This is a genomic window from Gemmiger formicilis (genome assembly GCF_016901605.1).
Classification (GTDB): domain Bacteria; phylum Bacillota; class Clostridia; order Oscillospirales; family Ruminococcaceae; genus Gemmiger; species Gemmiger formicilis_B.
Map to the genome: position 1 here is coordinate 1 of NZ_JACJKP010001019.1, position 217 is coordinate 217.

1 protein-coding gene is annotated in these 217 nt (G+C 62.2%); it reads right to left on the minus strand.

Annotation, left to right across the window (positions count from 1 at the left end; genetic code table 11):
* The coding region (locus H6B10_RS17605; protein ID WP_204652579.1) for a hypothetical protein at positions 1 to 217 on the minus strand (217 nt) is incomplete at both ends.

Here is a 217-nt window from a genome sequence, read left to right on the forward strand (position 1 = left end):
TCACCGTCAGTTGCCCGTTGGCGTACACGGTCAGGGGGCGGTCCAGGGTCATATCGTCGGTAAGGATGATGCTGCCGTAAACGGTGGCGGCGTCTTTCTGCACCCACAGGCAGCTCCAGCTGCTCTGGGCGGAGGTGTCCGAGATGGTGTCGGCGTAAATCCGGGCGCTGCCGTTGGTGCCGGTGGAAAACGTGCCGTAAATATCGCAGCTGCCGTT